Here is a 20,992-nt window from a genome sequence, read left to right on the forward strand (position 1 = left end):
CTGGACGCCATGACCGACGCCATGACCGATGCTGTGACCGGCCGGCTCCGCCGCCTGGCCTGCGCTCTGCTGACCGCCGTCCTGGCCGGGTGCGCGCCCGCGCCCGCCGCCCGCCCGCAGGCGGCCGGCACCGTGGGAACGGCCCTGGTGCTGCGGGTCGGCGGTGACACCGGCACACCGTCGTCCCGGCAGTTCGCCGCGATGCTGCCGCTGACCCTGCGGCTGACGGACGCCTGGGGCCAGGCCAAGGTGGGACGCCTGCCGCACGCCATCACGGCCAGGGACGGCGCTCCGGTGCACGACCCCGCCCCCGGCGAGGTCTACCTCTGGCCGTCGAACGGGACGATCGCCGTCTACTACGACGACCTCGGCCAGACCGTGCCCGGCCCGGGCCTGGTCCGGCTCGGCGTCGTCGACGCAGGGCTGGACAGGCTGGCCTCGGCCAGGGGCCAGGTCACGGTCCGGTTCGAGCGGCGGTGAGGTCAGGCGGCGGCGTGGACGAGCGAGCCCGCGCGTTCGAACGGCACGGCCACGCCGTTGAGCACCACCTTGCGGACGTGCGGTATGTCGGGGTTGTGATCGTTAGGGTGTGACGATGGAACGCTCATCCGACGTACCCGTGACCACCGGGCATCCCTCGTGGGTGTCGGCCGCCACCGGGCCTGTGGACCCGGCCCAGGTGAACAACTACGACGCCTTCGCCGAGGCGTACTCGGCGGAGACCGAGAACAACATCATGAACGCGTACTGGGCGCGCCCCGCCATCATGGCCCTCGCCGGAGACGTGGCCGGCCGCCGGATCCTGGACGTCGGCTGCGGCTCGGGCCCCCTGGCCGCCGCGCTGCGCGAGCGCGGCGCCGTCGTCACCGCCACCGACCTCAGCGCCGGGATGCTGGCGCTGGCCAGGCGGCGGCTCGGCGACGACGCCGACCTCCGGATCGTCGACCTGCGCGACCCGCTGCCGTTCGACGACGGCGCGTTCGACGACGTGGTCGCGTCGCTGGTGCTGCACTACCTGAAGGACTGGGGGCCGGCGCTGGCCGAGATCCGGCGCGTGCTCAGGACGGGCGGGCGGCTCATCATGTCGGTGAACCACCCGTACGTGGAGCACGTGGGCCAGCCCCCGCCCCGGCCCAGCTACTTCTCGACCACCAGCTACACCGACGAGTGGACGTTCGACGGCAAGTCCCACCCGATGACCTTCTGGCGGCGGCCGCTGCACGCGATGATCGACGCCTTCGAGGCCGCCGGCTTCCGGGTCGCGGTCCTCGACGAGCCGCAGGTGGATCCGGCGGCGCGTGAGCTGTTCCCTGACGAGTATCCCGACTACGAGGGCAAGGTCGGCTTCCTGGCTTTCGTCCTGGAGGCGCTTGAACCCGGTGAGTGAGGAAATGACTACTCGGAGTATCGGGTAGGGAGAACGCCTGTGGAGGAGATCCACTTTCCGGAGCGGTACACGCCGGGCACGACCGACAACTTCGTGTCGAACGAGACGTTCGTCAAGGGACTGTCCGCCCAACAGGTGTGGCCGTTCCTGCACGACACCGCGACCTGGCCCGGCTACTACGAGAACGTCTCCGACCTCAGCACCCCGAACGGGTCGCGGCTGAACAGGGGCGACCGGTTCAGCTTCGCCACGTTCGGCTTCCCGCCGCTGGAGGCCGAGGTCATCGAGTGCGAGCCGCCCGGCTCCGGCAGGGCGGCCCGGCTCGCGTGGCGGGCCTGGATGCCCGACCGCACGCTGGACGTCGTGCACGCCTGGCTGCTGGAGGACCTGGCGGGAGATCGGGTCAGGATCCTCACCCAGGAGTCGCAACTCGGCCCGTCGGCGGCCGAGCTGGCGGCCCAGCGCCCCAACCCCATGCTCAACGGCCACCAGGCCTGGCTCGACGGGCTGATCGCCGCCGCCTCCAGGTGACGGACGCCGCTCACTGATGGGCGCGGGCGAGCCACTGCTGGGCCTGGACGTCGCGGCACAGGCCGGTGAGCAGATCGGCGGTCACCGGGTCGTCGCCCATCGCCGGGCTGCGTAGCCACGCCGCGGCGACGGCGGCGACCCGTCCCGGGCCGGCGTCCATGGCGGCGAGCGCCTGGCCGGTGGTCAGCCGGCCGAAGGGGAGCGACTCCAGGGTGCTGCGTTCGCTCAGCGTCTCGCTGCACGCGTCCGGCCAGCCGCCCAGGGTGGCGATGCGCTCGGCCAGCGCGTCGGCGTGGGCGCGGAGCGTCCCGGTGAGCTCGTCCAGCCACCGGTGGACGGGCAGGAACGTCGCGCCCCGCACGTTCCAGTGCGCCTGCCTGGCCTGGGAGGCCAGCTCGGCGACGTCGATGAGCGCGTCCTGCAAGGCGGCGGTCGCCAGATTGTCGAGCTGGGTGCTGGTCATGGGCGTGGTCGTTCCTTTCGACGGGAAGGGATCCCCGGCCGGTTCTCCGGTGGCTTCAGGAGTTCACGAAGGCGAGCAGGTCGGCGTGCAGGCGGTCGCGGTCGGTGTCGGGCAGCGCGTGCCCGCTGCCCTCGTACACCTTCAGCACGGCGCCGCTGATCATCTCGGCCGACCGCTTCCCGCCGACCTCGAACGGCACGATCTGGTCGTCGTCCCCATGCACGACCAGGGTGGGCACGTTGATCTTGGCCAGGTCCGGCCGGAAGTCGGTGGCGGAGAAGGCCGCGACGCACTCGTACGCGCCCCTGTGCCCGCACGCCATGCTCTGCAGCCAGAACGCGTCCCGGAACCCCTGGGGCACGTCCTGCCCGCGGTTGTGCCCGAAGAACGGGCCGTCGGCCAGGTCGCGGTAGAGCTGGGAGCGGTTCGCGGCCTCGCCGGCCCTGATCGCGTCGAAGACCTCGATGGGCAGGCCGTCCGGGTTGTCCTCGCCGCGCAGCATCAGCGGCGGCACGGCGGAGACCAGGACCAGCTTCGAGACGCGGTCGCTGCCGTGGCGGCCCAGGTAGTGGGCGACCTCCCCGCCGCCGGTCGAGTGCCCGACCAGGGTGAGATCGCGCAGGTCGAGCTGCTCGATCAGGCAGGCGAGGTCGTCGGCGTAGGTGTCCATCTCGTTGCCGTGCCAGGTCTGCGCGGAGCGGCCGTGGCCGCGCCGGTCGTGGGCGATGGCGCGGTGGCCGTGCTGGGCGAGGAAGAGGGCGGCCGCCTCCCAGGCGTCGGAGTTGAGCGGCCAGCCGTGGCTGAGCAGGACCGGGGTTCCTTCGGTGCCCCAGTCCTTGTAGAAGATCTGGGCGCCGTCGTCGGCGGTGATGTAGGGCATCTCGGCCCCTCTCTGAGGTGGGCGTTGTTCGCTGTGCCTCAGAAGTTAGGCGCGGGGCCCCTGGCCCGAAATCGGTCAGTTGACTGCACTTGGAACGGCGGCGGAGATCTGACGATCTCGATCGGCTGGTGGGAAGAGGTTCGTTCGCCGGTCGAGGGGCGGGGGACGGGGCCGGGTGGGCGGGCGCCCCAGCCTGGCGCGTTCTGCGCGGTGCCGCATGGTGGCACCGCGCCGCCCGTGACCTGATCAGGCCCTGCGACGATCCTGCCGGTCGTCGGCCGGCCCGGCCCCGATGTGCCCTCCGATCCGGTTTCCTCGCCCGCGCCGTTGAGGGCGATCCCGCCGGTCCGGTCCTTCCCCTCCCGCGAGAGCCAGGCCGGGGAACACGGCATTATTGGTTTTCCCCGTAGGCATAGTAGGAATCTAGCCGGGCCACCGCCGGGTCCGCAAGGAGGCACGGCAGAATTTCATGTAAAGCCAGTAGGTAATGTTGACTTTTGGGGAGTGCTGCTCGTACCGTCGAGGCCATGAGCCAGGATCTGACCGCGGACGCCGCGGTGCTCGTCACCGGGGCGGCGTCCGGGATCGGCCGTGCCACCGTGGAGCTGCTGCTCGCGCAGGGCGTCCGCGTCGTGGCCGTCGATCTCGACGGCGGCGCGCTGGCCGAGCTGGGCGGCCTGGCCGGGGTGGTGACGCTGGCGGGCGACGTGGCGGAGGAGGGGACGAACCGGGCCGCCGTGGAGCTGGCCGTCGAGACGTACGGGCGGCTCGACGGCGTGGTGCTCAACGCCGGGACCGGCGGGACGCTGCCGTGGGAGGACCCGCGCGCGGTCGCGGCGGCCGAGCGGATCTTCGCGGTCAACCTGCGCGGGCCGATGCTGGGCATCAGGGCCGCCGTCCCCGCGCTGCGGCAGGCGGGAGGCGGCGCGATCGTGGTGACCGCCTCCGTGGCCGGGCTGCGGGCCGACCCGGGCACGTGGGCGTACAACGCGTCCAAGAGCGCGGTGCTGAACCTCGTGCGCGCCGCCGCGCTCGACTACGCCGCCGCCGGCATCAGGGTGAACGCCGTCGCGCCCGGCCTGACCCGCACCCGGATGGGCGGCGGGCCGGGCGAGCGCCGGACGGCGCGGCGGGTGCCGCTGCGGCGCTACGCCGAGCCGCGCGAGCAGGCCGAGGCGATCAGGTTCCTGCTCTCGCCCGCCGCCTCCTACGTCACCGGCGCGACGCTGGTCGTGGACGGCGGCCTCGACGCGAGCCTCGGCCTGCTGCCGCCGCCGGACCTCGCCGTGCCCGCGGCGGCGGTCATCCGTAGGAGACGCAGAAGATCAGCGCGTTCGCGTCGCTGAGGTTCCTGATGCTGAGCACGCTGCCCTCCGTCACCCGCAACGCGTCACCGTGCCGCAGCACGTACCTGGAGGACGAATGCACGACCCGGACGAACCCGTCGGCCACGAGCAGCAGGCACGACCCGTGACCGGCGGTCGGCGGGGCCGCCGAGCCGCGCGGCGGGATGGACAGGCTCGCCATCCGCAGGCCGTGGCGCGGGTCGTCCACCAGCACGCCGGGCGCGTCGGCGTCGCGCGGGCGGTGCACGTACGCCTCGGCGGCGGGCGTGTCACGCAGGAGCTGGTCGAGCGGGATGCCGGTCTTCTCCGACAGCTCCAGCACGCTCTCCAGCGACAGCGCGTGCTGGCCCCGCTCGGCCTGCGAGATCGCGCTGCCCGACACCCCGATCAGCGCCCCGAGCTGGCTCTGGCTCCAGTTGCGCTCCTTGCGCACGGCCCGGATGCCGCGCCCGAGCAGCGACGCCGCCGACGCGGAGCCGACCCGCAGCAGCCCGTCGGCGTCGAGGCCGAACGGCAGCAGCACGCCCCGGATGGTGCTGGGCCTGGCGTCGGCGCGCTCGACGCGGAGCTGGTCCTTGTCCACCGCGATCACGCACTGCGCGAGCCCGTCGCTGGGGTCGCCGGGCCCCGGCACGAACCAGTGGGCCACCGCCTGCCCGCGGAACACCTGCCCCGCGACCTCCCTGACCAGGCCTTCCAGGTCGTCGCCCCCCGCGTCGGTGAGGTCGAGGACGTAGACCGCCCGACGGCTCGCGTCCACCCGGTCGTCGCCGCCGTCCCTGGCGGCCAGGCGGGCGCCGTCGAGGCCGAAGAGCCGCACGTCGGCGTTGGCGGCGCGGGCCGCATCCGCCACCGCGGCGACGAAGCCGGGCGGCGGGCCGTCGGTGAGCGACCAGACCACGTTCTCGCCCCAGATGAGCCCGCGGAACAGGTCGTCGAGCCGACCGATGCCGAACTGGGCTGAGCTCACGTGTCAGACCTTCGCCGTCGTGGATCGTCCGGGCCCCCGGACTCGTCGAGCAGGCTATCAACAGATGGGATCACCCGGTGAACGGCATCGACTCCCCGCTCCGCCTGGAAGCAGGCGCCAGGCTGACCGACGCGCTGCGGATCCAGCCCGTCAGCCGCCCCTGGACCACGCTCACCACGTGGGACGACGGCTTCCACACGGTCACCACCGCCCGTGGCCACCGCATGGACGCCGACGAGACCGTCGACTTCGGCGCCGCCGACACCGCGCCGACCGCGTACGAGCACGTGCTGGGCGCGCTGGGCTCCTGCGTCGCCGCCGGCATGGTGCTGCAGGCGACCGTGCGCGGCATCGTGCTGCGCCACCTCAGCGTCGAGGTGACCGGCGGCTTCGACAACCTGCTCCAGCCCGGCCACCCGCCCGCCGCGGACACGGCCGGCCACATGGCGCTGCAGGTCATCGGCACGGTCGGCGCCGAGGCCGACGACGAGGTCGTCAGGGACCTGTGGGACCGCGTCGTCGGCGGCTCGCCCGTGGCCAACACGATCCGGCGGCCCACCCCGGTGCTGGCCACCCTGCGCCTCATCGACGTGCCTCACGGCGCCGCGTGACCCCCACGACCACGATCACGGCCAGCGTCGCCAGGTACGGGGCCGCGTCCGAGAGCTGCACGGGGAACCCGTACGTCTGCAGCCTGATCCCCACCGCGTCGGCCAGCGCGAACACCGCCAGCACCCCCACCAGCGGCCACACCCGGCCGTTGGTGAGCAGCAGCGCGAGCACCACCACCCAGCCGCGCCCGGCCGACATGTTCTCGGTGAACAGCGCCACCGAGCCGAGCGAGAGCTGCGCCCCCGCCCAGCCGCCCAGCACCCCGGCGAAGGTGATCACGAGGAACCGGTAGCGGCGCGGGTCCACGCCCAGCGACCCGGCCGCCTCCGCGTCCAGCCCGACCCCGCGCAGCCGCAGCCCCCACACCGTACGGTCGAGGAAGGCGTTCATGGCGGGCAGCCCGGCCAGCGCGAGCACGCCGAGCACGCTCAGCGTCGCCAGCGCGGGCCCGAGCACCGGCAGCCCGGCCACGGCCGCACCGAGTTGCGGCAGCGGCCGAACCTCCGGCGACTGGAAGGTGCCGCGCACCCCGAACACCGCCCACAGCAGGTACGTCGTCAGCCCCGCCACCAGCAGGTTGACCGCGATGCCCAGCACCATGGGGTCGCCGCGCCGCCAGACCACCCCGACGGCGAACGCCGTGGCCACCGCCCCGCCGCTCAGCCCGGCCGCGACCACCCCCAGGTACGCCTGCCCGGTCACCGCGCTGCCCGCCACGGCCGCGAAGGCGCCCATCAGCATGAACCCTTCGAGCGCGATGTTGAACACGCCCACCCGGTGACACAGCAGCCCGGCCATGCCCAGCAGGAGCAGCGGGGCCAGCGCCCGGGTCAGCGACGCCAGCGTCCCCTCCGACAGCAGCGCGGTCAGGACGTCCATCGGCGCCTCCAGGCCCGGGTCAGCCGCAGGGTCACCAGGAAGATCACCAGCGCCTGAATGATGATCGACAGGTAGGACGACAGGCCGTACTCGCGCTCCATGGCCTGCCCGCCCACGATGAGCGCGCTGAAGAAGAACCCGGCCGCCACGACGCCCCACGGGCGGCTGCGGCCGAGCAGCACCACCAGCAGGGCCGTGACGGCGTAGCCGGTGCCGTCGAGCGCGCCGTCGATGAAGCGGTAGTGGCTGCTCAGCACCACCAGCGTGCCGACGACGCCGGCGATGGCGCCGCCGATCAGCATGTGCACGCGCACCACGCGGGCCACGTCCACGCCGGTGTGGCGGGCCAGGCGCGGGTTCAGGCCGAGAACCTGCGCCTCCAGGCCGATGGGCAGCCGCGTGTTGACGAAGATGGTGAACGCCAGGACGGCCGCGACCACCAGCAGCGACCAGCTCAGGCCCGACGTGATGAGCGTGACCGCGCCGTCCGGGCCGAACAGGGCGGCGATCGCCAGGCCGGGGCCCGACTCGGGGTCGGCGAGCGGGCCGATCCTGCGGGTCTCGCCGACCCGCCTGGTCGCCATCAGGGAGCTGGCCGGGTCCTTCAGCCAGGTCTTGACCGCGTACGAGGTCAGCGCGATCGCCGGATAGTTGAGCAGCAGGCTCGTGACGAAGATCGGCGCGTCGAGGTGCTCCTGGAGCAGCGGCGGGATCGCCGCCCACGCCGTCGCGGCCAGCGCGGCCACCGCCAGGGAGGCGACGATCACCACGAGGCCGGGGCCGGGCAGGGTGAGGGCCGCGATCGTGCCGGCGCAGCCGCCGATCACGAACTGGCCCTCGCCGCCCAGGTTGAACACGCCCGCCCGGAAGGAGAAGCACAGCGCCAGCGCCAGGCCGATCACGGGGACCGCCTGCTGGAGCGTCGAGACGAGGCCCGCGCCGGTGAGGGAGCCGGTGAGCATGGTGGCGTACACGTCGAGGGGCGCATAGCCGGTGGCGAGGAGGAGGGCGGCGACGATCGCGACGGTGAGGGCCGCCGCGACCAGCGTGCCCTCCGCCAGGACCGAGTCGACGCCCCGCCCCACACGCTGCCACTTCTTGCCTCCGTCCGTCCTCACGACGGCGCCCCTTGATGGTCGTCGGCGGAGAGGCCCGTCATGAGGAGGCCGAGGCCGGTGTCGGTGACGTCGTCCGTCCGCAGGTCGGCTGTCAACCGCCCCTCGAACATGACCAGGACGCGATCGCACAGGTTGCGGATCTCCGACAGCTCGCTGGAGATCAGCAGCACGGCCCCGCCCCGCGCGCGATAGGCGTCCAGCTCGGCGTGGATGGCCTCGATCGAGCCGATGTCCACCCCGCGCGTCGGCTGCTCGGCCAGCAGGAAGTCCGTGGGCCTGCCCAGCTCGCGGGCCACCACGAGCTTCTGCGCGTTCCCGCCCGACAGCGTGCCCACCGCCGTGCCGGGCGAGGCGATCCTGACGCCGAACCGGCCGATCAGCCGCTCGGCGTGCGCGCGCAGCTCGCGGGAGCGCAGCCGGCCGGAGCGCAGCAGCGGCGGCTCGCGGTGGTAGCCGATGGCCAGGTTCACGATCGCGTCGCCCTGGGCGGCGGTGCCGTCGCGGTTGCGGTCCTCGGGGATGTGGCCGAGCCCGGCGGCGCGGCGGGCCGCGTTGCCCGCCCGGGTGACGTCGTGCCCGAGCAGCGTGACCGTCCCGCCGGTGACGGCGGCGTGCCCGGCCAGGGCGGCGGCCAGCACGTCCTGCCCGTTGCCCGCCACGCCGGCGATCCCGGCGATCTCCCCGGCGCGCACCTGGAACGACACGCCGTCCAGCCGCGTCCCGTCGCCGGCCGCCGCCCGCAGGCCGGACACCTCCAGCACGACCCGGCCGGGCGCGCGCGGCGCCCGCCGCTCGGCGAACGTGACCTCCCGCCCGGTCATCTCCGCGGAGATCTTCCGCGGCGAGGTACGGGCGACGTCGTGCGTGGCGACCACCCGCCCGTCACGCAGCACGGTGACCCGGTCGGCGACCGCCATCACCTCTTCCAGCTTGTGGGTGATGAAGATGACCGACCGGCCCGACGCGGCCAGCGACCGCAGCACCGCGAACAGCGCCTCCGCCTCCTGCGGCGTCAGGACCGCGGTGGGCTCGTCCAGGATGAGCACCTCCGCCCTGCGGTAGAGCGCCTTGACGATCTCGACGCGCTGCCGCACGCCCACCGGCAGGTCGCGGACGAGGGCGTCGAGCGGCAGGTCGAAGCCGAACGTGCGGGAGATCCCGGCGACCTCGCGCCGGGCGCGGCGGCGGTCCAGGAGCCAGCCGCGCCGCGGCTCGGCCCCGAAGACCACGTTCTCCACGACGGTGTGCTCCTCGAACAGCTTGAACGACTGGAACACCATGCCGAGCCCCGCCCGGATGGCGTCCTGCGAGGAGGCGAACGTCCGCTCGGCGCCGTCGAGCAGGATGTGCCCGGCGTCCGGCCGGAGCAGCCCGTACAGGATGGACATCAGCGTGGACTTGCCCGCGCCGTTCTCGCCGATGAGCGCGTGCACCTGCCCGGCGGGGACGGTCAGCGAGATGCCGTCGTTGGCGAGCACCCCAGGGAACCTCTTGGTGATGCCGCGCAGCTCCAGGGCGGCCATGCTCAGCCGGCCCGCACCGGGTCGGGCACCACGATCTCACCGCTGACGATCTTGTCGCGAGCCTGGCGGACGCGCTCCAGGATGTCCGGATGCTTCATGATCACGCACTGGCCGGACGCCGCGCCGTCGGTCAGGCTGGTCACCGTAGAGCCGTTCTCGGCCAGCCCGTACGCGGTGCTCGTCCCGCCCGCCTTGCCCTGCACGACGGCCGTCAGCAGGTCCTTGACCACCACGTCGATGCGCTTGATCGCGTTGTCCACGATGCTGCCGGGCGCCTGCGGGCACTGGTCGACGTCCACCCCGTACGCCAGCGCGCCGCTCTCCTTAGCCGCCTCGAACACCCCGCCGTTGCCGCCGCCCGTGACGGCGAACACCTGGTCGGCGCCCGACTGCGTGATGGTCAGCGCCAGCTCCTTGGCCCGCGCGGGGTCGCCCACCGGGTTGTCGCCGCCGACGAAGAGCTGCTGGTCGGTCAGCTTCGGGTTGACGCTCCTGGCGCCCAGCGCGAACGAGTCTGACCAGCGGTGGAAGAACGGGATGTCGATGGCCGCGACCGTGCCGATCCTGCCGCTTCTGGTGAGCAGCCCGGCCTCCACGCCGAGCAGGTACGACGCCTCGTACTCCTTGAAGACCCCGCACCGCAGGTTGGCCGGGATCTCCCCGTCGGGGCAGGAGTCGATGAGCACGAACTGCTGGCGCGGGTGCGCCTCGGCGTACTCCACCGACAGGTCGTCGAACTCGAACGTGATGAGCACGATCGCCTTCGGCCAGGCGGCGACGGCGGCCTCGATGTTGGTGCGGCGCGACTGGTCGGTGTCGTTGCTCTCGAACGTCCTGGAGGTGCCGCCGAGAGCGGCCGCCGCGCCGCCGGTGCCGGTCTTGCCCAGCTCCAGGAACTGGTTGACGCCGATGGGCGCGTCGGTGATGTAGATGAACTCGGGGCCCTGCTTCCGCTGCCCCTGCGGCGTGCCGCTGCCGCAGGCGGCGGTCGCCAGGAGCAGGGCCAGGAGCAGGGGCAGGAGCAGGGCCCTGGTGCGGGGTCTCATGAGATGCCTCTGTTCAGGAAGCCGCCGGGCAGGGTGCCGTTGACGGCGTACTCGCCGATCAGCGCGGCCTTGTAGATGGCCGGGTTGTGCGAGGAGACGGTGCGGGCGTTGCGCCAGTGCCGGTCGAGGTTGAGCGAGGTCTTGACGGCTGAGGCGCTGGCGGCGTCGAAGAACGTCCACGACGCCTCGCCCGCCAGCCGCGTGTTGAGCACCTGCGCGGCGGCCGAGCGCACCACGGCCTCCGGCAGCAGCGCCGGGTCGCGCCCGGCGGCGTCGAGCGCCTCGGCCACCGACAGCACGGCCGCCCGCGCGGCGAACGCGTGGCTGTGCACCTGCCCGACCACCGCGAGCACCTGCGGGTCGGAGCGCGGCGACGGCACGGGCGCCAGCGGGTAGCTGCGCACCCGGCCGCGCACCAGCTCCGACAGGTCGTCGGCGAGCCGACGGATGATGCCCGCCTGCGTCGCCGAGTGCACGAACTGGTAGAAGGCGTCCAGGTAGTCGTTGGTGAACGTGTCCTCGTGCGGGAACAGCAGCTCCGGGTCCACCGGGACGCGGGTGAACACGGCCGTGCCGCTGGCGGTGAGCCGCTGCCCGAAGCCGTCCCAGTCGTCGGTGATCTCGACGCCCGGCGCGTGCCGGGGCACGATCGCCGAGGCGAAGCCGTTGCGGTAGCGGACGAGCACGTTGAGCCGGTCGGCGAACAGGCTGCCGGTCGTGTAGAACTTCTCGCCGTGCAGGTAGAGTGCCTCGCCCTCGGTGGCCAGGTACGTCGAGAGCGTCCGCAGGTCGGCGCCCGAGCGCTCGGTCCCGGCGGGGCCGAACAGCTCGCCCGCCGCGGCGGCGCGCAGCAGCCGGTCGCGGCCAGGGCCGGCGGGGCGCTGCCGCAGCAGCTCCACCAGGCCCAGGTGGCCGCGCAGGATCTGGCTGAGGTTGGAGTCGGCGGCGGCCAGTTCGACGAGCAGCTCGGCCAGGGTGGTGACGGGCAGGTCTGGGCCGCCGTGCGAGGCGGGCACGCGCAGCGCGCCGAGGCCCGCCTCGGCCAGCTCGCGCACCTGCTTGGCGGGCAGCTCGCGCTCCTGCTCGCGGCGCGGCGCGTCATCGTACAGGTCACGGATCACGGCCCTGATCGCGTCAAGGCCCGGGGGCGGGGCTGAAGTCGCGGCGGAATCGGGGCGCGCGTCTGGGGTCGCGGCGGGGTCGCGGGGCACGTCTGGGGTCGCGGCGGGGCCGGGGGGCACGTCTGGGGTCACGGACACGGCGGGGATCCCTCAGTTGAGCGGGTTGCGCGGCGGGCGGACGTCGTTGAGCAGGAAGTTGCCAAGGTGGTACTCCTTCCAGCGGACCGGGTCGTGCAGGGTGTGCGTCCTGGCGTTGCGCCAGTGCCGGTCGAGCCCGTGGGCGGCGTCGGTGGCGCGGGTGCCGGCCAGCTCGAACACGTCGCTGGAGGTGGCCACGGCGGCCTGCGCGGCCTGCGTCTTCAACGCGGCGACCTGCGCCGACAGCAGCGCCGTGGTGTGGTCGTCGGGGGCGGCGGCGACCTCGTCGAAGCGGCGGCCCGCCTGCGCCAGCGCCAGCTCGGCCACGATCACCCGCCCGGCGATCTGCCCGAACCTGACCACCGCGCTCTGCTCGCCGGTGACCCGCTCGGCGTCCGACTCGAACCAGGGCCTGGCGTGCGCCCGGACGAACGCGCCGCCGTCCTCCAGCGCCGCGCGGGCGATGCCGAGGTCGATCGCGATGTGCAGGAGCTGGTCGAACGCGCCGCCGACGGCCGGACCCTCGAACGCCCGGTACAGCGGCACCACGTGCCCGGCGCCGACGCGTACGCCGTCGAGCACGGCGCTGCCGCTGACGGTGGCCCGCTGCCCGAAGGACGTCCAGTCGGCGGTCAGCTCCAGCCCCTTGGCCTCGCGCGGCACGAACACCGTGACCAGCCGGCCCTGCTCGTCCTTGGCCAGCACCGACACCCACGCGGCGCTCAGCGCACCGGTCGCGTAGTACTTGCGGCCGTTGACCACGGCCTCGCCGCCGTCGAGGACCACGGTCGTGTGCGGGTCCCAGGCGTGCTTGGTGCCGCGCTCGGAGGTGGCGTTCCCGATCAGCCCGCCGGCCAGCACGTCGGGCAGCACGCGCTCGCGCAGCTCTTCCGAGGCCAGGCCGGTGACGGCGCCGAGCAGCACGAAGTGGGGGAGCAGGGTCTGCGCCACCGAGGAGTCGGCGACGGCGAGGATCCGGAGGATCTCGATCACGTCGGCGCCGCCCAGGCCGCCGCCGCCGAGCTCGCGCGGGACGGAGACGCCCAGCAGGCCGCTGCCGGCGATCAGCGCCAGCGCCTCGGCGGGCGGCTCGGCCCGCGTGTCGCGGCCCGCCGCGCCGGGCGCAAGCTCGGCCGCCACCTCGCGGGCGATCGCCAGAGCCTGCTCCGTCGTCGTGGGGATGGGGATCGGTTGCTTGCGGGGATTCACCATGCGGTCCTCCTGATCTAAAGTACAGCTTTAGATAATTCCGACATGTACGGAATTTAGCAAGTCCTGCTTTAGGAGGATGGGATGGGTCGTACGGTGAGAGACCTGCTGGAGCGGCGCTTCGGCACGGCGGAAGGAGTGCACGAGGACCTCGGCAACGGCGTGGTGGAGCTGCTGCTCGACCACCGCACCGTCAGGACGTTCCTGCCCGAGCCCGTGGACGAGCGGGTGCTGCGGCTCATCGTGGCCGCCGCGCAGTCGGCGTCCACCTCCGCCAACTTCCAGTTCACCAGCGTCGTCAGCGTCAGGGACGCCGCCCGCCGCGACCGGCTGGCCACCTACGCGGGCGACCAGCAGCTCGTCAGGGACGCGGGCGCGTTCCTGGTGTGGGTGGCCGACTGGTCGCGCTCGGTGTCGATCGCGCGGGCGCACGACCTGCCCGCCCAGGGCGCCGACTACCTCGACTCGACCGTCTCCAGCATCGTGGACGTGGCGCTCGCCGCGCAGAACGCCGCCGTCGCGGCCGAGTCGCTCGGCTACGGCATCACGTTCGTCGGCGCGCTGCGCAACCGGGTGGACGAGGTGTGCGCCGAACTGGAGCTGCCCGCATGGACGTTCCCGCTGTTCGGGCTGGCCATCGGGGTGCCCGCGCCGGACGACCCCGCCGACGTCAAACCGCGCCTCGGCCAGGACGTGGTGCTGCACCAGGAGACCTACACCCGGCCGGACCCGGCCGCCATCGCCGACTACCGCGAGCGGATCGGGCGGTACTACACCGAGCAGGAGAAGCCCGCCGACTGGGTGCTGGACCGGCTGGCGTGGCGGATCGCCGACAAGGGCGGGCTCGACGGCCGCCACACGATCCGCGACTCCTTCCACCGGCAGGGCTTCCCCCTCCGGTGAGACGGCCGCCGCCCGGTCAGGCCGGGCGGCGCCCCCCTGTCAGATGCCGGCGACGATCTTCTCCAGCAGGTGCGGCCCGCGCTCGGCCCCCTCGCGGTCGCGCCTGGCCACCTCCTCCCGGATGATCGGAATGACGTGCCGCCCGAAGTCGATCGCGTCCCCCAGCAGGTCGTAACCGCGCGCGGAGATGATGTCCACCCCCAGGTCGTAGTAGTCGAGCAGCGCCCTGGCCACCGTCTCGGGCGTGCCGACCAGCGCGTTGGAGTTGCCCTCGCCACCGGTGGCGGCCGACGTGGGCGTCCACAGAGCACGGTCGAAGCGCTCACCCCGCCCGGCGATGGCGATCAGCCGCTGCGCGCCGGTGTTCTCCGGCCCGTCAGGCGCGTGGCCGCGCGGCGGCTGCCGCACGGCCCGCCGCCGCCGGATCGCCTCGACCGTGCGGTGGGCCTTGTCCCACGCCAGCTCCTCGGTGGCCGCGATGATCGGCCGGAAGGCCGCCTGGATGCGCGGCCGGTCCGTACGCCCCGCCGCCCGCGCCGCCGCCCACACCGACTCGATCTGCTGGGCGGTGTCGGCCAGCGGCTCGCCCCACAGGCAGTAGACGTCCGCCTCGGCGCCCCCGGCGGCGTACGCGGCGGGGGAGGAGCCGCCGAACGAGACGCCCGGATGCGGGCTCTGCACGGGGAAGACGTCGCTGACGTAGTCGTGGAAGCGGTAGTGCTCGCCCTCGTGGTCGAACGGCTCCCTGCTGGCCCACACCTTCTTGACGATCTGGATGTACTCCCTGGTGCGGCTGTAGCGCTGGTCCTTCGTCAGGGTGTCGCCCTCGCGCCGCTGCTCGTGGTCGTTGCCGCCGGTGATGAAGTGGATGGTCAGCCGCCCGTCGCTGATGTGGTCCAGCGTCGCGAACGAGCGGGCCGCGTACGTCGGGTACGACACGTTCGGCCGGTGCGCGAGCAGGATCTGCAGCCCCTCCACCTTCGCCGCCAGCCACCCCGCGGCCGGCGTCGGGATCGGCGTGTCGGAGCCGTACGCGAACAGGACCCGGTCCCAGCCGTGGTCCTCGTGCGCGCGGGCGAGCCTGAGCGTGTAGTCCTTGTCGAAGGAGAGCCCGGACCGGGCGGTGGTCTCCGAGGCGTTGTTGGTGTAGGCGATGCCGAGAAACTCCACGGGCATGTGAGCGTCCTTATCGGAGAGCGGATCGGTGGCGGGCGTGCGCGGCGGCGAGCACGCCGCCGACTTCGGCCGTGCTGATCAGGACCGCCATGTTGGCCTGCGAGGTCCGCCCGCCGGTGACCTCGTCCACGGCTCGCATGAGGTACTTGGTGATCGCGTTGCCCTCGACGCCGTCCCGCTCGGCGGCGGCCAGCGCCTCGCGCACGGCGCTCTCGGCCAGCGCGGAGTCCACGGCGTCCTCAGGGCGGGGTGGGGTGGTGATGACGACGGCGCCGCGCGCGCCCGCCGCCCAGTGGTGCTCCACGACCCGGGCGATGACGTCCGGCTCGTCGATCCGGTGCGGGCTGCGCAGGCCGCTGGACGCGCAGTAGAAGGCGGGGAAGTCGTCCGACCGGTACGACACCAGCGGCACCCCCTGCGTCTCCAGGTACTCCAGGGTGAGGCGCAGGTCGAGGATGTTCTTGGCGCCCGCGCAGACCACGGCCACCTTGGAACGGGTGAACTGGATGAGGTCGGCGGAGACGTCCATGGTGGCCTGCGCGCCCCGGTGCACCCCGCCGATCCCGGCGGAGGCGAAGAACGGGATGCCCGCCAGTTCGGCGGCGACCAGCGAGGAGGCCACGGTGGTCGCGCCGAGCCCGCCCCGCGCCAGCGCCACGGGCAGGTCGCGGCTGCTGACCTTCGGGATGCCGGAGGCCGAGGCGAACCGTTCGAGGTCCGCCTCGCCCAGGCCGATCAGCAGCCGCCCCCCGTCCACCCCGATCGTCGCGGGGACCGCCCCGCCCGCCCGGACCGCGGCCTCCACCTTCGCGGCGGTGGCCGCGTTGTCCGGGTACGGCAGGCCGTGCGTGATCACGTTCGACTCCAGCGCCACCACGGCTCGCCCTTCGGCCAGCGCCTGCGCCACCTCCTCCGCGACCACCAGGGGGATGCCGGTCAACTGCGGTACTCCGGCGCCTTGATCAGCAGATCGGGGCGGGCGGCGATGCGCGGCTCGTACACCGTGCCCGCCCAGTCGCCGGGCTCCACGGGTTCGAGCGCGATCGACACGGCGCCCTCGTAGGTGCCGAACGAGTCCACCACGATCGCGGTGAGCGTGTCGGCCAGCCGCTGCCGCTGGTCCGGCGCGAGGTCCACGGGGAAGTGCTGGATGGTGATGTGGGGCATCACGACTCCTTCGAGGTCGTCAGGATCGCGGCGGTCAGCTCGGCCACGCCGGGCTCCCGCAACGCGCCGTAATGGTCGGTGGCCAGGTCGATGAGGGTGCCGTCGATGCCGGGCCGGTCGTCCCCTGCGGCCCTGATGACGGTGACGGGCGCGCTCAGGCCGGTGAACGTGTACGGGAAGGCATAGGTCCTGGCCACCAGGCGGGCGATCCGCAGCACCAGCGGCCGGTCCAGCGCGGGCAGCAGGCCGTGCACGAAGTCGGCGAAGGTGTCCTGGTCGCGGACCTGCTCCAGGCAGCGCTCCAGGTCGGGGCCCGACACGGTGCCGGTGAAGACGGACAGCAGGATCGCCACGTACTCCGGGTCGGCGAACGACGCCTCCCTCGGGCGGTCCGCGGCCGTCCGGCCCGCCCGCACGCGCGGGTTGCCGGGGCAGATGAGCACCAGCCGGTCCACGCGGTCGCCGTCCCGTTCGAGCAGGCGGGCCGTCTCGAACGCGACGCGCGCGCCGAAGGAGTAGCCCCACAGCGTGTACGGGCCCTCGGGCTGCGTCCGGCGGATCTCGGCCAGGTCGGCGGCGGCCATGTCGCGGATCGTCGGGTACGGCACCTCGCCCGGGTTGAGGCCGTACGCCTGGATCCCGTAGAACGGCCGGTCGGGGACGGCCCGCCGGGCCAGCAGGCGCAGGTTCATCGGGTAGCCGCCCAGCCCGGGCCAGCAGAACACCGGCCGCCCCTCCAGCACACCAGGCTCCGAGAGGGGGACCAGCCGTGAGGACGGCGTGCCCAGCCCGGCGTCGATCCGGCCCGCCAGGTCGCTCAGCCGCGGCGACTCGAACAGCACCTGGAACGGCAGCCGCGTGCCGAACTCCGCGTTGATCCGGTTGATCAGCGCCACCGCCGTCAGCGAGTTCCCGCCGCAGGCGAAGAAGTCGTCGGACGCCGACACCTCCTCGTACTTCAGCGCCCTGCCCCACTCGGCGGCCAGCCACCGCTCGGTCCTCGTCACCGGCTCGGCGTACGGCTCGGGAGGCCGCACCCCGGCCAGCGACCGCAGCGCCGCCGCGTCCACCTTGCCGTTGGCCGTGAGCGGCAGCGCGTCCACGATCAGCACCCGGTTCGGCAGCATGTAGTCGGGCAGCAGCCTGGCCAGCTCCTCCTTGATCAGCTCAGCGGGGCCCTTCATGTGCACGGCGTCCTCGCGCATGTCCTCGCCGGCGACCTGCTCGGGGCTGACCCGGCCGCCGAGGGCGAAGTACATCGCCTGCGGGGCGCGCCCGACGATCGCCTCCACGCGGCGCGCGGCGGGCATCGGGTGGCCGCTCTTGGAGCTGTATCCCGACGACATCAGGCCGATGCCCGCGTTGTTGCGCTGCAGGCGGTGCAGCTCGGCGCCGAGCGCGACGTAGGCCAGCCAGGGCCGCGTCTCATGGGCGAGCAGCGCCACGCCGAACGCGGCGCGGTCGTGCACCTGCTGGTTGATGGCCACCACGTGCCGCCGCTCGACCAGCTCGTCGCTCACTCGCTCCAGCTCCCCGTCCCGATGGCGGTACCAGCCCGCCGGCAGGCCGCGTACGCGTCCAGGATGCGCCTGCACGTGCACCTCGACCGGCGGGCCCGGCGGCGGCTCGCCCGCCTCGCGCCGGATCTCGAACGTGCCCACGTAGTGGTCGTCGGGCGCCACGTCCAGCCGCTCCCGCACGGACGCGATCCGGTCCACCGGGCGGATCCGCAGCCCGTACGCGGGCAGCACGTCCTCGAACACACCCACCATGTGACCGGCCTCGAACTCCAGCACCTCGTGCACGTTCTCCCGGTAGACCGGCTCGATCGCCGCGCGCCGGCCCGACAGGTGCACCAGCAGGCGCGCGTCCTTGGGCAGCGCGGCCGGGCCGATCCTGACCAGGGCGTGCTCCACCGGGTGGTAGTAGTACAGGCCCGCCGCCAGGCCGGGCAGGCCGCTGGTCTCCAGGTAGAGCTGGGTGGCGTACAGGGCGCCCGGGGAGGCGTAGGCGTACTTCGGCAGCAGCCGCCGGTCGCTGCGGAACTGGCCGAACCAGCGCAGGATCCGGCCCAGCTCGTCCGGGCCGAGGTCGTCGAGGTCGCGGCTGAGCGCCGCGGGCGGGCGCGGCGCGAGCAGCGCCAGCAGGTCCGCCCTGGTCACCGGTCCGCCCTCGTAGAACCGGTAGGTCTTGCGGGCGAAGGCCGCCCGCCGCTGCTCCGCCGGCTCCCGCCTGCCCCGCAGGGCCACCGCGTCCCGCCCCGCCAGGTCCGGGCGCAGCCCGGCGCCGGCGAGCTGCGCCCGCACCTGGAACCGGTCGGCCTTCGAACGGTGGTGCGCCGACTGGTGGCTCTGATCCATCAGGGCCGCCTCGCGCGGGTTCAGCTCGGCGCTCACCACCAGGTGCGGCGCGCCGGTCCGCTGATCGGGCACGACCACCGCCGCCGCCCGCCGCACCCACGGGTGCCGCTCGGCGGCCCTGGCCACCTCGCCCAGCTCGATCCGGTGGCCGCGTAACTTCACCTGGTCGTCGGCGCGGCCGGCGAACTGCAGGGTGCCGTCCGGGTTCCAGTACGCCAGGTCGCCGGTGCGGTAGAGCCGCTGCGTCGGCACGAACGGCGACGGGACGAACCGCTGCCTGGTCTGGCCGGGCCGATCCAGGTAGCCGCGGGCGAGCTGGGCGCCGCCGATGTACAGCTCGCCGGTCTCGCCGATGTCCACCGGGGCGAGGTCCTCGTCCAGGACGAAGCAGTGCGTGTTGTCCACCGGGACGCCGATCGGGAGCGTTCCATCCCCGTCGCGGGCCTGGCCGGGGTCCACCACGTGGGCGGTGGCGTTGATCGTGCACTCGGTGGGCCCGTACAGGTTGATCAGCGACGCGCCCGGCAGCGCGGCGAAGAAGTCCCTGGCCAGCCGCCTGGTCAGGGCCTCGCCGCCGGAGAACACCCGGGTGAGCGCGGCGCAGCGGGACAGCCCGCCGGTCTCGACGAGCGCTTCGAGCAGCGTCGGCACGCACTGCAGCGTGGTGACGTCGTGCTCCGCCATGGCCGCGATCAGCGCGTGCGGGTCGCGGTGACCGCCCGGCGGGGCCGTCACCACCCGGGCGCCGAACGCGGGCGCCAGGATCTCCCACTGGGCGGCGTCGAAGCTGGCCGGGGTCTTCTGCAGCACCGTGGTGTGCGGGCCCACGTGGCCGCAGGTGTGCATCCAGCGGAGCTGGGAGGCGATGCTGTGGTGCTCGATCATCACCCCCTTCGGACGGCCTGTGCTGCCCGAGGTGTAGATCACGTAGGCGAGGGAGCGCGGGCGCCAGGGGGCCGCGTCGAGCTGCGGGCCGTCGCGCGTGTCGCCCAGCGCGACGATCCGCGTGCCCGGGGGGACCAGCAGGGACAGCTCCCTGACCAGGTGGTCCTGGGTGACGATGATCGTGGCGCGGCTGTCCTCGATCATGAAGCGGACGCGGTCGCGGGGGTAGTCGGGGGACAGAGGCAGGTACGCGGCGCCCGCCATCAGGATGCCCCACACGCCGGTCACCAGGTCGGGCGACGGCTCGGCGTACAGGCCGACGCGGTCGTCGGGGCCCGCGGACAGGGCGCGCAGGCGGGCGGCCAGGCGGCCGGCGGCGCGGGCCAGCTCACGAAAGGTCAGGCTCACACCCGCGCCCGCGCTCAGGCTCACACCCGCGCCCGCGTCCGCGCCTGCGTTCAAGCCTGCGCCTGCGCCCGCGCTCGTGCTCACGCTCGCGCCTGTGACCGCGATGGCGTCCGGGCGGCTTTCGGCCTGCTGGAGCAGGAGGTCGGGCAGGCAGGCCCCGACCCCCACGGGCAGGCGCGGCCGGGCGGGTCTGACGGAAGGAACGGTGATCATCTTGCCCCCGAGTCGGTGGTGCCGAAGTAGCGATCCCCGAAGTCACCGATGCCGGGGACCATGAAGGCGTGCTCGTTCAGCCGCTCCTCGACCGAGGAGACGACGATCTTGACGTGCGGGTGCGCCTCGGCGACGGCGGCGAGGCCCTCCGGCGCGGCGATGAAGTCCACCAGCACGATGCGCTCCTCCCGCACCCCGGCCTTGAGCAGCACGTCGATGGCGGCGTTCGCGGAGCCGCCGGTGGCCAGCATGGGCTCCAGGAGCAGCACGTGGCCGTCGGCGATGCCGGGCGGCAGGTGGGAGTAGTACAGGTGCGGCAGCTTGGTCTGCTTGTCGCGCTGGATGAGGATCTTGCCGATGCGGACGCCGGGCAGGATGTCGCGCAACTCGGCCTCCATGCTCTCGCCGGCCCTGACCACGGCGACGGCGCACACGTCCGTCGCGTGCCGCAGCCCCCGGTAGGTGGCGCCCACCGGCGTGGTCACGTCGTGCTCGGTGAACGGGAGCTGGTCCAGGCCCGCCTCCAGCAGGAGGCGGATGATGCGGCGGGAGTGCAGGACGAAGGCGTCGAGCCCGGCGTGCCGGTCGCGGACGACGGTGTGCAGCGCGCGTAACTGGCGGGTCTGCGGAAGCAGGTGGACGTTGCGCATGGCTGCT

Annotated in this window: 21 protein-coding genes; 6 read left to right on the plus strand and 15 right to left on the minus strand. The window is 73.5% G+C overall.

Annotated features, from left to right (window positions below; translation table 11 throughout):
• Positions 1 to 21 precede the first annotated feature (21 nt).
• Positions 22 to 480: a cyclophilin-like fold protein gene (locus ABD331_RS49295; protein ID WP_344492161.1), complete on the plus strand. Its 459-nt coding sequence runs from the start codon at positions 22 to 24 to the stop codon at positions 478 to 480.
• Between the two features lie 2 nt (positions 481 to 482).
• Here the strand turns inward: ABD331_RS49295 and ABD331_RS49300 are convergent, their stop codons facing one another.
• Positions 483 to 608 (minus strand): hypothetical protein, encoded by a 126-nt coding sequence (locus ABD331_RS49300; RefSeq protein ID WP_344492163.1) that lies wholly within the window; start codon positions 606 to 608, stop codon positions 483 to 485.
• Between ABD331_RS49300 and ABD331_RS49305 the strand changes: the two genes are divergently transcribed.
• Positions 596 to 1,387 carry a class I SAM-dependent methyltransferase gene (locus ABD331_RS49305; RefSeq protein WP_344492165.1) on the plus strand — a complete coding sequence of 264 codons (792 nt, stop codon included), beginning with the start codon at positions 596 to 598 and terminating at the stop codon, positions 1,385 to 1,387. The two genes, ABD331_RS49300 and ABD331_RS49305, sit on opposite strands and share 13 nt — an antisense overlap.
• Before the next feature lie 39 nt (positions 1,388 to 1,426).
• A complete protein-coding gene (locus tag ABD331_RS49310) occupies positions 1,427 to 1,918 on the plus strand; it encodes an SRPBCC family protein (RefSeq protein WP_344492168.1) in 492 nt (163 codons plus the stop codon).
• A gap of 10 nt (positions 1,919 to 1,928) precedes the next feature.
• Here the strand turns inward: ABD331_RS49310 and ABD331_RS49315 are convergent, their stop codons facing one another.
• Both ABD331_RS49315 and ABD331_RS49320 read right to left on the minus strand, forming a co-directional pair.
• Positions 1,929 to 2,381, minus strand: coding sequence for a Dps family protein (locus ABD331_RS49315; protein ID WP_344492171.1), 453 nt, complete (start codon positions 2,379 to 2,381; stop codon positions 1,929 to 1,931).
• A 55-nt stretch (positions 2,382 to 2,436) separates the two neighbouring features.
• On the minus strand, positions 2,437 to 3,261 hold the full coding sequence (locus tag ABD331_RS49320) for an alpha/beta fold hydrolase (RefSeq protein ID WP_344492174.1): 825 nt from the start codon (positions 3,259 to 3,261) through the stop codon (positions 2,437 to 2,439).
• Between the two features lie 527 nt (positions 3,262 to 3,788).
• On the opposite strand from ABD331_RS49320, the gene ABD331_RS49325 reads away from it, so the two are divergent.
• Positions 3,789 to 4,607 (plus strand): SDR family NAD(P)-dependent oxidoreductase, encoded by an 819-nt coding sequence (locus ABD331_RS49325; protein WP_344492177.1) that lies wholly within the window; start codon positions 3,789 to 3,791, stop codon positions 4,605 to 4,607.
• Here ABD331_RS49325 and ABD331_RS49330 read toward each other — a convergent pair.
• Positions 4,564 to 5,577 carry a helix-turn-helix domain-containing protein gene (locus ABD331_RS49330; protein WP_344492180.1) on the minus strand — a complete coding sequence of 338 codons (1,014 nt, stop codon included), beginning with the start codon at positions 5,575 to 5,577 and terminating at the stop codon, positions 4,564 to 4,566. The genes ABD331_RS49325 and ABD331_RS49330 overlap by 44 nt on opposite strands.
• 77 nt (positions 5,578 to 5,654) lie before the next feature.
• On the opposite strand from ABD331_RS49330, the gene ABD331_RS49335 reads away from it, so the two are divergent.
• Positions 5,655 to 6,188 (plus strand): OsmC family protein, encoded by a 534-nt coding sequence (locus tag ABD331_RS49335; RefSeq protein WP_344492183.1) that lies wholly within the window; start codon positions 5,655 to 5,657, stop codon positions 6,186 to 6,188.
• Here the strand turns inward: ABD331_RS49335 and ABD331_RS49340 are convergent.
• The 6 genes from ABD331_RS49340 to ABD331_RS49365 all read right to left on the minus strand — a co-directional run bounded on the left by ABD331_RS49340 (position 6,160) and on the right by ABD331_RS49365 (position 13,226).
• Complete coding sequence (locus ABD331_RS49340) at positions 6,160 to 7,068, minus strand: ABC transporter permease (RefSeq protein WP_344492186.1); 909 nt, start codon at positions 7,066 to 7,068, stop codon at positions 6,160 to 6,162. The genes ABD331_RS49335 and ABD331_RS49340 overlap by 29 nt on opposite strands.
• The gene (locus tag ABD331_RS49345; RefSeq protein ID WP_344492189.1) at positions 7,056 to 8,186 is read right to left on the minus strand and encodes an ABC transporter permease; all 1,131 of its coding nucleotides are present in this window, start codon (positions 8,184 to 8,186) and stop codon (positions 7,056 to 7,058) included. The genes ABD331_RS49340 and ABD331_RS49345 overlap by 13 nt, the downstream gene beginning before the upstream one ends.
• A complete protein-coding gene (locus tag ABD331_RS49350; RefSeq protein ID WP_344492194.1) occupies positions 8,183 to 9,709 on the minus strand; it encodes an ABC transporter ATP-binding protein in 1,527 nt (508 codons plus the stop codon). Before ABD331_RS49350 ends, ABD331_RS49345 begins: the two co-directional genes overlap by 4 nt.
• Positions 9,710 to 9,711: 2 nt before the next feature.
• Positions 9,712 to 10,755: a BMP family ABC transporter substrate-binding protein gene (locus ABD331_RS49355; protein WP_344492197.1), complete on the minus strand. Its 1,044-nt coding sequence runs from the start codon at positions 10,753 to 10,755 to the stop codon at positions 9,712 to 9,714.
• A complete protein-coding gene (locus ABD331_RS49360; RefSeq protein ID WP_344492200.1) occupies positions 10,752 to 11,876 on the minus strand; it encodes an acyl-CoA dehydrogenase family protein in 1,125 nt (374 codons plus the stop codon). The genes ABD331_RS49355 and ABD331_RS49360 overlap by 4 nt, the downstream gene beginning before the upstream one ends.
• Positions 11,877 to 12,026: 150 nt before the next feature.
• Entirely contained in the window at positions 12,027 to 13,226 is a 1,200-nt protein-coding gene (locus tag ABD331_RS49365; RefSeq protein WP_344492203.1) for an acyl-CoA dehydrogenase family protein, read from the minus strand.
• A gap of 81 nt (positions 13,227 to 13,307) precedes the next feature.
• Between ABD331_RS49365 and ABD331_RS49370 the strand changes: the two genes are divergently transcribed.
• Positions 13,308 to 14,126 carry a nitroreductase family protein gene (locus tag ABD331_RS49370; RefSeq protein WP_344492206.1) on the plus strand — a complete coding sequence of 273 codons (819 nt, stop codon included), beginning with the start codon at positions 13,308 to 13,310 and terminating at the stop codon, positions 14,124 to 14,126.
• 39 nt (positions 14,127 to 14,165) lie between these two features.
• On the opposite strand, the gene ABD331_RS49375 is transcribed toward ABD331_RS49370, so the two are convergent.
• From ABD331_RS49375 to upp, 5 genes are read right to left on the minus strand one after another with little or no spacing between them, the layout of a single operon-like run.
• On the minus strand, positions 14,166 to 15,302 hold the full coding sequence (locus ABD331_RS49375) for an LLM class flavin-dependent oxidoreductase (RefSeq protein ID WP_344492209.1): 1,137 nt from the start codon (positions 15,300 to 15,302) through the stop codon (positions 14,166 to 14,168).
• A 10-nt stretch (positions 15,303 to 15,312) separates the two neighbouring features.
• Positions 15,313 to 16,242: a pseudouridine-5'-phosphate glycosidase gene (locus ABD331_RS49380; protein WP_344492212.1), complete on the minus strand. Its 930-nt coding sequence runs from the start codon at positions 16,240 to 16,242 to the stop codon at positions 15,313 to 15,315.
• Positions 16,239 to 16,469: a tautomerase family protein gene (locus ABD331_RS49385; protein WP_344492215.1), complete on the minus strand. Its 231-nt coding sequence runs from the start codon at positions 16,467 to 16,469 to the stop codon at positions 16,239 to 16,241. Before ABD331_RS49385 ends, ABD331_RS49380 begins: the two co-directional genes overlap by 4 nt.
• A complete protein-coding gene (locus ABD331_RS49390; protein WP_344492218.1) occupies positions 16,469 to 20,335 on the minus strand; it encodes an amino acid adenylation domain-containing protein in 3,867 nt (1,288 codons plus the stop codon). The genes ABD331_RS49385 and ABD331_RS49390 overlap by 1 nt, the downstream gene beginning before the upstream one ends.
• Positions 20,332 to 20,985, minus strand: a complete 654-nt coding sequence (upp, locus tag ABD331_RS49395) for a uracil phosphoribosyltransferase (protein WP_344492220.1) — start codon at positions 20,983 to 20,985, stop codon at positions 20,332 to 20,334. The genes ABD331_RS49390 and upp overlap by 4 nt, the downstream gene beginning before the upstream one ends.
• Positions 20,986 to 20,992 lie beyond the last annotated feature (7 nt).

It is taken from the genome of Nonomuraea monospora (assembly GCF_039531895.1).
Classification (GTDB): domain Bacteria; phylum Actinomycetota; class Actinomycetes; order Streptosporangiales; family Streptosporangiaceae; genus Nonomuraea; species Nonomuraea monospora.

Coding starts and splice junctions, on each gene's coding strand:
- ABD331_RS49320 (WP_344492174.1), bottom strand. CDS start 3,261: ATGCCCTACATCACCGCCGACGACGGCGCCCAGATCTTCTACAAGGAC.
- ABD331_RS49295 (WP_344492161.1), top strand. CDS start 22: ATGACCGATGCTGTGACCGGCCGGCTCCGCCGCCTGGCCTGCGCTCTG.
- ABD331_RS49350 (WP_344492194.1), bottom strand. CDS start 9,709: ATGGCCGCCCTGGAGCTGCGCGGCATCACCAAGAGGTTCCCTGGGGTG.
- ABD331_RS49315 (WP_344492171.1), bottom strand. CDS start 2,381: ATGACCAGCACCCAGCTCGACAATCTGGCGACCGCCGCCTTGCAGGAC.
- upp (WP_344492220.1), bottom strand. CDS start 20,985: ATGCGCAACGTCCACCTGCTTCCGCAGACCCGCCAGTTACGCGCGCTG.
- ABD331_RS49325 (WP_344492177.1), top strand. CDS start 3,789: ATGAGCCAGGATCTGACCGCGGACGCCGCGGTGCTCGTCACCGGGGCG.
- ABD331_RS49390 (WP_344492218.1), bottom strand. CDS start 20,335: ATGATCACCGTTCCTTCCGTCAGACCCGCCCGGCCGCGCCTGCCCGTG.
- ABD331_RS49375 (WP_344492209.1), bottom strand. CDS start 15,302: ATGCCCGTGGAGTTTCTCGGCATCGCCTACACCAACAACGCCTCGGAG.
- ABD331_RS49370 (WP_344492206.1), top strand. CDS start 13,308: ATGGGTCGTACGGTGAGAGACCTGCTGGAGCGGCGCTTCGGCACGGCG.
- ABD331_RS49365 (WP_344492203.1), bottom strand. CDS start 13,226: ATGGTGAATCCCCGCAAGCAACCGATCCCCATCCCCACGACGACGGAG.
- ABD331_RS49300 (WP_344492163.1), bottom strand. CDS start 608: ATGAGCGTTCCATCGTCACACCCTAACGATCACAACCCCGACATACCG.
- ABD331_RS49385 (WP_344492215.1), bottom strand. CDS start 16,469: ATGCCCCACATCACCATCCAGCACTTCCCCGTGGACCTCGCGCCGGAC.
- ABD331_RS49305 (WP_344492165.1), top strand. CDS start 596: ATGGAACGCTCATCCGACGTACCCGTGACCACCGGGCATCCCTCGTGG.
- ABD331_RS49355 (WP_344492197.1), bottom strand. CDS start 10,755: ATGAGACCCCGCACCAGGGCCCTGCTCCTGCCCCTGCTCCTGGCCCTG.
- ABD331_RS49340 (WP_344492186.1), bottom strand. CDS start 7,068: ATGGACGTCCTGACCGCGCTGCTGTCGGAGGGGACGCTGGCGTCGCTG.